Below are 7,968 nucleotides of genomic sequence, written 5' to 3'. Positions count from 1 at the left end.
CGCCGGCACCCGCCGGCGCGAGGTCGCCGACCGGTGGCAGGCCGAACAGCACGACCACGCCCGCCCCAGCCTCGACGGGACCGGCGGACAGCGGGGCGGCCCGCCGCTCCCACGCCGGCGCCGACGGTACGGGCCCGGTCGCCCCTCCGGACATGACCACGGGCCGGACCCGGATCCTCCCGGGCCCGCCCCGGGAGGATTCGGGCCGGGCCCGGGTCGGCGGCGCGCCGGGGCGCCGGAACCGACGAGGCGCCCGGCACGCGTCTTGGTCGTGTTTCGAGAGCGTCATCCTGGTGTCCTTCGTCCCCTGCCTCGTATGGTCGTGTGCTCGGTTTCGTGCAGGCGGGCCTGCGTGGCGCCGTGGCGGAGTGTCCGGAGTCCGAAGGCCGTGACGGGGCCGTGGGCGCCGGGGGTGAGGGCGGCGCCAGGGGCGGCAGCGTGGCCGGCTCCCCAGGCGAGGAGGGAGGCGGTCATCTCGTAGGGGTCGGGGCCGGTGAGGGCGGTGGTGGCCAGGGGGCGGCCTGCTGCGTCGCGGGCGGTGGCGACGACGAGGGCCCGGCCGTCGGGGTCGGGTTCGCGGGCGGAACCGGGGAGGCGCTCGGAGAGCTTGGTGACGGCGCCACGGATCGTGGGGGTGTGCAGCAGGGGTGCGGCGAGGTGGGTGGTGGTCCGGACGAGGCGGGTGGCGCGGCCGAACCAGCCCAGGCCCACGTCGACGCTGTCGAGGTGGGGGAAGGCTTCGGGCAGGCCGAGGTGTTCGGAGCCGCCGACGGTCAGTGCGGTGCGGGTGAGGCCCGCGTAGCGGAAGGTGAGCAGGCGGGCGCCGGTGTGCTCGGTGGCGAGGCGGGCGGGGCCGCCGGTGCGGGGGCGGCGGTAGGCGAAGGCGTCCTCGACAGCGGAACCGACGAGTGAGGCGCGGGTGCCACCGGTGGTGAGGGTGAAGGCGTCGCGCAGGGTGCTGCGGTAGCGCGTCTCGTCGCCGTGGCCGGAGCGGGTGAGGAAGTAGCCGACCTCGACGCGGCGCGCCCGTTCGCCCGCACGGGTGAGGGCGAGGGCGCCGGCGAGGTTGCCGGGGACGTAGTCGTAGCCGAAGGCCGGAACGATGCTCGCGCCGCTGGCGGCGGCGATGCCGTCCAGGGCGAACGCCTGCCGGATGAAGGGGGGTTCTCCGGTGGAGTCGAGGTAGTGGGCCCCGGTCCGGGCCGCGGCGGTGACGGCGGGCAGGCCGAGCCGGGCGAACGGTCCTACGGTGGAGACGACGACGTCGGTGGGCTCGAAGACGCCGGCGAGGTCGGCCTCCGAGGTGGCGTCGGCCTCGATGACGTCCAGATCGGCCCGGAGGTTCTCGGTCAGGGCGAGCATCCTCGCGCGGCTGCGGCCGACCAGGGTCGGCTCCTCGCCGCGGGCGAGCAGCTCGCGCAGCACGCGGCGGCCGGTGAAGCCGGTCGCTCCGAGCAGGAGGATTCTGCGCTTGTCCACGGTGGTGCCTTTCGTGCGGAGGGGTCCGGAGACGCCTCCAGCTTTACACATTTGCGCTCTGATGTTAACTTTGTAGGCATGCCGAAGGTCCCCACCTCCCAGCTCGTCCTCGACGCCGCGTACCGCTGCTTCTGCCGCAACGGCTACCGCCGCACCACGGTCTCCGACATCGTCGAGGAGGCGCAGCTGTCGCGCCCGACGGTCTACAAGTACGTGGGGAGCAAGGAGGAGGCGATCGTCAAGGTCGTCCGGTCCCTGCTGGAGCGGGCCACCGCCGCTTCGGATGCTGCGGCCGAGGCGGCGGCCACCGCGGAGGAGACGGTCCTCGCCGTCCTCACGGTGAAGCTGGAGGTCGCCATCCGACTCTGGCAGGACAGTCCCGCCCACGCCCAGGAGTTGTTGTCCGCGGCCACCGCCCAGGCCCCCGGCCTGGTCACCGCCTACACCGACCACCTGGCCGCGCTCCTCACATCAACCCTCGCCCAGGCCGCCGGGGAAGGCGCGCGGCAGGCTGCCGCCGTGCTGCTCACCTTCACCCGCGGCCTGGAGGAGGACCTGCGCGACACCGACGCCGTCCGCGACGAACTGCTGACCGGCGTGCGGATGATCACTCGCGGGGCCCTCGCCTCCACCACGTCCACCCCCGGTTGACCCCCACGGGCCGGCCCCGCCCGAAAGGCGCACCCTCATGCACAGCACCCCCGCCCCCGACCACTACCGCGACCAGCAGGCGTGGCGCGACCTCCAGCAGTTCCTGCCCGAGCGCCTGCGGCTGACCGACGCCACCGCCCCGGAGGAGGAGTACTGGGAGTGGCGGGGGAACCGCGTCCACCTCGACCGCTACCGCAACCCGGACGCGAAGGCGAAGGTCGTCCTGCACCACGGTGTCGGCACCAACGGCCGCCAGATGTCCCTGATCCTCGGCGCACCGCTCGCCCGGCGCGGCTTCGAGACGGTCGCCCTGGACAACCTCGGCTACGGCCTCACCAAGGTCAAGCCCGGCACCACCCCCTCCTACGACGACTGGGTCGACCTCGTCGTCGACTTCCTCGCGTACGAGCAGTCCCGCGACGACCGCCCCATCGTTCTCTACGGGCTCAGCGCCGGCGGCATGCTCACCTACCACGTCGCAGCCAAGGCCCCCCGCGGCACCCTGCGCGGCATCGTCGGCATGACCTTCCTCGACCAGCGCGACCAGCAGGTCCGCGACGAGACCTCCCACGACAAGCTCACTGCCCGCGCCGGCGTCCCCCTCATGGGCCTGATCGCCAGGACCCCGGCCGCCTCCGCCAAGTACCCGATGAGCCTGGCCTCCAAGATGTCCGCCCTCGCCAACAACCCGGAGGCCATGAAGGTCCTGATGAAGGACCCCACCTCCGCCGCCAACTGGGTCAGCGTCCGCTTCCTCGACAGCTACGCCACCTACACCCCCGCCGTCGAGCCGCCCGACTTCGACGCCTGCCCCGTCCTGCTCACCCAGCCCGCCGAGGACCGCTGGACCCCCCACCACCTCAGCCTGCCCGTTCTGTCCCGCATCACCAAGGTCCCCGTCGACACCGTCCTGCTCGAAGGCGCCGGTCACTACCCCCTCGAAGACCCCGGTCTCCGGCAGATGGAGGAGGCCATCGCCGCCTTCGTCAGCAAGAACACCGCCTGACCGACACGCCCCGCGCGGTCGGCCCCGCACCGTCGACGGCTGGACTCCCGCCGCCGTTCAGCCGTCGACGCCGACCCGCCCGCCGGCATCCGGCCGCTGTGCTGAGGTTTGACGGCGGCACCGACGAACTGGCCTCCGCCCTCACCGCGGCCAGACCCACGGGGTCAAAGCCACTCGTTCACAGCTGCGATCAGTACGGTCGCTTCGTAGCGGACCGCGAGCTTGTCGTACCGCGTGGCGACGGCGCGGGTCCTCCTGAGCCGGTTGATCCCGTACTCGACCGCATGACGCTCACGGTAGTCAGCCGGGTCGAAGGCGGGTGGCCGGCCACCGCGCGAGTCGAGCTTCTGCCGGTTTCGTGCCTGATCAGCCTTGTCCGGGATGGTGCAGCGGATTCCACGGCGACGCAGATGGGCGCGGTTTCGGCGCGAGGCGTAGGCCTTGTCCGCTCGTACGCGATCGGGACGGACACGCGGTCGGCCCGGTCCCGTACGAGGCACACGTACTCTCTCCAGCACGCGTTCGAACTGAGGCGAGTCACCGCGCTGTCCCGCCGTGACCACGATCGACATGGGCTTCTGGCCCTGCTCTACAGCCAAGTGCAGTTTGGTGGTGAACCCGCCGCGCGGGCGCCCCAGTCCATGGTCACAGGGCTCTGCGAAGATCCCGCCCGGCAGTCCCTTCTGCAGGTCGCCATGCTTACGGGCTCCGGCCGCATGCTGATGGGCCCGGCACACGGTGGAATCGACGCTCAGGTCCCACACGATCGCACCTCTCGCATCGGCCAATACCTGGAGCCGGGTGAGGACCCGGTGCCAGGTACCGTCCCGCTGCCACCGGCGAAACAGGTCGTAGACCCGACCCCACGGCCCGTACTCGACAGGCACGTCCCGCCACGGAACTCCGGTCCGAACCCGGAACCGTATACCGTCGATCAGTCGCCGCCGAGACCAGACGGGTGGCCGTCCCCTCCCGGGCCCCGTCGGCAACAACGACTCCAGTACCGCCCACTGCTCGTCCGTGAGATCTCCACGCCCCATAGACCATGATCATTCATGGCCCAGAGCCAGGTTCCGATATACGGCTTAGGGCGTGCTCTCCCCGGGGCGGGCCCTGCTCATCTTCGACGCTCTGGCGTACGCCCAGCGCAGCAGCAGGACCGCCACCACCACCGCCATCAGGGCGGCCTTGCCGACCGCCACGACCGCCCCGCCGCGCAGGGCCGAGGAGAACATGGGCGTCAGCGCCGCCACGCCCACGACAGGCCCGGCCGCGTACCAGACGGCGAACACCAGCGGGCCCGTCCCGCCGCCGGCGCCCTGGGCCGGGGAGAACATCAGGTCCTTGCGCAGCACCCCGCGACAGGCGTTCACCAGCCCCGCCGCGACCAGCGCCGGCGCGGCGGCCGGGGCCAGCCAGGCGGCCGCGCCCGCGCCCGCGGCCAGCAGCGCCGCGGTGCAGGCCAGCCCCAGCAGGACCCCGGCCGCCGTCGGAACGATGGCGTGGCGCAGCATCAGGGCGGCGAAGGGATACGGCGACCAGGAGGCCCGCCGGACGTCGTCCGTCTCGATCCGGGCCGGCTCCAGCAACTGCGCGACGGCGAGGTAGCCGAAGGTCAGCGCGACGGCGGCGGCGAGCCAGGACAGCGCGCCCGCGGCGCCGTGCGCGAGGACGGCGCACAGCAGCGCGGGCACCGCCAGGACCGTCGCGCGGCCCAGCCGCGCAGGGGAGCGGAGCAGGGCGAGGGAGTCCCGCCACGGCACCACCATCCAGGGCCGCCGGGGCGCGGGCAGCCGGATCCGGCGCTGCCGGGTGCTGCCGTTGGCGCTGTTCACCGCGAGCCGCGCGCTGCGCAGCTCGACCGTCCGGAGCGCGGCCAGCACCCCGGCGGCGGTCCTGGCCCGCTCCCGCAGCCGGGCCAGCGGAACCGTCGCGGCGGCCCGGTCGGCGAGCACCAGGGCGGCACCGGTCGACACCAGCAGCAGTGCGGCGGCGACCCAGCCGCCCGTCACGGCCGCCGGGGTCGGCGCCAGGGCGGCGATCGCGGCCCACCCCCACGGGCCCGACCACATCTCGACCAGTTCCAGCCAGCGCACCGGGTGGCCGGCGACGGCGAGCGCGCTCTGCCCCGCCAGCGCGACGATCAGCAGCGTCAGGTACGGGGTGAGCCGGCGCACCCAGCCGGCGGCGCGGTCGCTGCGTTCCACCACCAGGGCGGCGCAGGTGGCCAGGAGCGGCACGGAGAGGCCCCCGAGCAGGCACCAGCCGAGCGCGGCCGGCAGGCCGGTCCGGACGGTGAGGCCGAGCGCGACCATGCCGCCGACCGCCGCCACCAGACCGGGGAACGCGGCCACCGCGCAGGACAGCCAGAACCACGGCCGGAGCACCGGGCGGGGCCGGACGGGGTGGATCAGCAGCCAGTCGGCCGCTGCCCGGGGCGGCACGACCGGGCCGCGCCACAGGCCGTCCCGGACCAGCAGGAGGAAGGTGGCGAGCCCGATCGCGGTGATCCCGGCGGGCATCGCGGCGAGCAGGTCGCCGCCGTGGCCGGTGTAGTCGGCGCCCATGGACGCCTGCAGGAACAGGCCGAGGCTGGGCACGCCGCCCCAGATGATCAGGATGAGGATCACGCAGTAGACCGCGAAGCCGACCGACTTGGCGCGGTTGCGCCGGTGGGGGGCGCGCAGGGTGCGGAGGAGGGCGAGTGTCTCGTCGGTCCAGTCGTCGTCGTCCGTCCAGCCGTCGCCGGCCCAGCCGTCGCCGGTCGAAACGTCGTCCGTCCTGCCGTCGTCCGTTCCGGCATCGTCGGTCCGGGCCTCGGCGGCGGCATCGGTCTCCGGGGCGGGACCGGCCTTCGGGGGAGGAGCGGCGCTCACCGGGCGCCCGCCGAGCCCGCGGCGGCGCGTGCCGCGAAGTCCGCCGCCAGCACCTTGCGGGTGGGGCCCTGCTTGAGGATCCTGCCGTCCTCCAGCACCACCACCCGGTCGGCCACGTCCAGGGCCAGGTCGGTGTGGTGGGTGACCAGCAGCACGGCGACGCCGTCGGCCAGCTCCGCCTTCAGCAGGTCGGCGAGGTGCCGGCGGGCGTCCGGGTCGAGTCGCTGCTCGGGCTCGTCCAGCAGCAGCAGATCGCGCGGACGCACCAGCGCGCAGGCCAGCAGCAGCGCCTGCATCTGTCCGGAGGAGAGGGCGGAGGGCAGCGCGTCGGCCCGTTCCGTGAGCATCCGGCCCTCCAGCACCTGGGCGACCCAGCCGGGCGCGTCGGCGACCCCGTGCGCGACCGCGACCAGCAGCAGGTGCTCCCGGACGGTCAGGTCGGGGTAACAGGCGACGGTGTCGCCGACCACCGCGACCCGCGCCCGGACCCGGGGGTCGTTCTCGTCCATCGGGATGCCGTCGAAGACCACGGTGCCCTTGCTGGGGGCGTCACGGCCGGCCGCGACCCTGAGCAGGGTCGACTTGCCCGATCCGTTGTGGCCGAGCAGCGCCACGCACTCGCCGGCGGCCAGCGACAGGCTCGCGGGGTGCAGCACCTCCCGCTCACCGTACGAGCGGCTGACGCCGGTCAGCTGCAGCAGGGGCCTGCGGGCCGGGGTGCGTGGTTCGGCGGCGTTCTTGGCCATGGGGACGGAGCCTCTCAACGGGTTGTCCGGCCACAGTACCGATCCGCCGGCGGCCGTCCGGGTGAGGGTGAGGGTGACGGCCACCGGCCCGGCCCCGCGCGGCGCCGCAGCTGCGCGGGCGGCGGCAGACAGGGGCCGCTCCACGGGCTGCGCGGAGTTCGCCCAGGCCAGTCCGGCCGGCGGGCGGGCGGGCGGGCGGCCGCTCAGGAACGGCGGCGAGTTCATCGTCGAGGACACCCCGACCTGGGGCGCTCCGGACGCGGAGACCAAGTCCGGGACCACCCGCTACGGCACCGCCCCCGCCCGGGGTCGGGAACGGCTTCACCCCGAACCGTTACGACGTGGGCCTGCCCCCGGCGACCGGCGAGCCCTGCCGTCGACCGGTCCACCACGAAGGCGGCACCAAGCCTCGCCGCACCGGGCAGGTGGGCGTGTCACCGCGTTCTGCGAGGCTACGACCCATGATCGAGCCCCCACGCATCGGCATCAGTCCGGTGATCGCTTCCGTGACCGAGTCCTGGACCTTCATCGACACCTGGCTGACGGAGCACGCGCCGGCCGGCCTGGCCGAGCTCCGGCCGCCCGCATCGCCCGAAACCATCACCAGGGCGGAGGAGCGGCTCGGACTCGTGCTTCCCGCCGATCTGCGGGAGTCGTTGCTCTGTCACGACGGCGACGGCTCGTCCGTCGGAGTCCTCCCGTGCGGCCCTCTGTACTCCACGAAGAGGATCGTCAAGATCCGCGACATGCGGATGAGCATGTGGGACGCCGACGATCCGGACCAGCAGGACGACCCGTGGTGGGGAACGTCGTGGATACCGTTCGCGGGCGGAGACGGCGACGAGCACTTCATTCACAGTGGCCCCGGCCTGTGGCACGGCCACCTCGGCCGGGCCCCGCACGACGACTGCGCCCACTTCACCGGCTGGCCGAGTCTTGCCGCATGGCTCCACGCCATTACCCAGGCGATGGCGCACCACGAGGACCGCGACTGGGTCGGAACGGCCTGCCGGCCGATGCTCCGGCGCGACGGAACAGTCGACTGGTAGACCGGTCGATCAACCAAGAGTCCGGGTTGCACCACAAGCCCGGGTCGGGGCCGTGCTACGTGCTGCGCACCTGGCGGTGGCACGGCGCGCCGCCCGCCGGGGCCCCGGGCGCCGCCGGTACCCACGGGACAAGCCGCCGGGCGCGGAAAAAAAAAACAATA

At 73.7% G+C, this 7,968-nt stretch carries 7 protein-coding genes; 3 read left to right on the top strand and 4 right to left on the bottom strand.

Features of this window, described 5'->3' with window-relative positions; all coding sequences use genetic code 11:
* Positions 1–285: 285 nt before the first annotated feature.
* Complete coding sequence (locus tag ACFCX4_RS24360; protein ID WP_376146005.1) at positions 286–1,479, bottom strand: saccharopine dehydrogenase NADP-binding domain-containing protein; 1,194 nt, start codon at positions 1,477–1,479, stop codon at positions 286–288.
* Positions 1,480–1,557: 78 nt separating this feature from the next.
* Here ACFCX4_RS24360 and ACFCX4_RS24355 point away from each other — a divergent pair, with 78 nt between their 5' ends.
* Both ACFCX4_RS24355 and ACFCX4_RS24350 read left to right on the top strand, forming a co-directional pair.
* Positions 1,558–2,130, top strand: coding sequence for a TetR/AcrR family transcriptional regulator (locus ACFCX4_RS24355; RefSeq protein WP_376146003.1), 573 nt, complete (start codon positions 1,558–1,560; stop codon positions 2,128–2,130).
* 37 nt (positions 2,131–2,167) lie between these two features.
* On the top strand, positions 2,168–3,136 hold the full coding sequence (locus tag ACFCX4_RS24350) for an alpha/beta hydrolase (protein WP_376146000.1): 969 nt from the start codon (positions 2,168–2,170) through the stop codon (positions 3,134–3,136).
* 164 nt (positions 3,137–3,300) lie between these two features.
* On the opposite strand, the gene ACFCX4_RS24345 is transcribed toward ACFCX4_RS24350, so the two are convergent.
* From ACFCX4_RS24345 to ACFCX4_RS24335, 3 genes are read right to left on the bottom strand one after another with little or no spacing between them, the layout of a single operon-like run.
* A complete protein-coding gene (locus tag ACFCX4_RS24345; protein ID WP_376145997.1) occupies positions 3,301–4,176 on the bottom strand; it encodes an IS5 family transposase in 876 nt (291 codons plus the stop codon).
* A 45-nt stretch (positions 4,177–4,221) separates the two neighbouring features.
* Entirely contained in the window at positions 4,222–6,012 is a 1,791-nt protein-coding gene (locus tag ACFCX4_RS24340) for a hypothetical protein (protein ID WP_376145994.1), read from the bottom strand.
* Positions 6,009–6,758, bottom strand: coding sequence for an ABC transporter ATP-binding protein (locus ACFCX4_RS24335; RefSeq protein ID WP_376146008.1), 750 nt, complete (start codon positions 6,756–6,758; stop codon positions 6,009–6,011). Before ACFCX4_RS24335 ends, ACFCX4_RS24340 begins: the two co-directional genes overlap by 4 nt.
* Before the next feature lie 461 nt (positions 6,759–7,219).
* Here ACFCX4_RS24335 and ACFCX4_RS24330 point away from each other — a divergent pair, with 461 nt between their 5' ends.
* A complete protein-coding gene (locus tag ACFCX4_RS24330; RefSeq protein ID WP_376145992.1) occupies positions 7,220–7,807 on the top strand; it encodes an SMI1/KNR4 family protein in 588 nt (195 codons plus the stop codon).
* Positions 7,808–7,968: the final 161 nt, after the last annotated feature.

It is taken from the genome of Kitasatospora sp. NPDC056327 (assembly GCF_042261735.1).
Classification (GTDB): Bacteria; Actinomycetota; Actinomycetes; order Streptomycetales; family Streptomycetaceae; genus Kitasatospora.
This window is presented reverse-complemented; position numbering and strand designations above follow the sequence as displayed.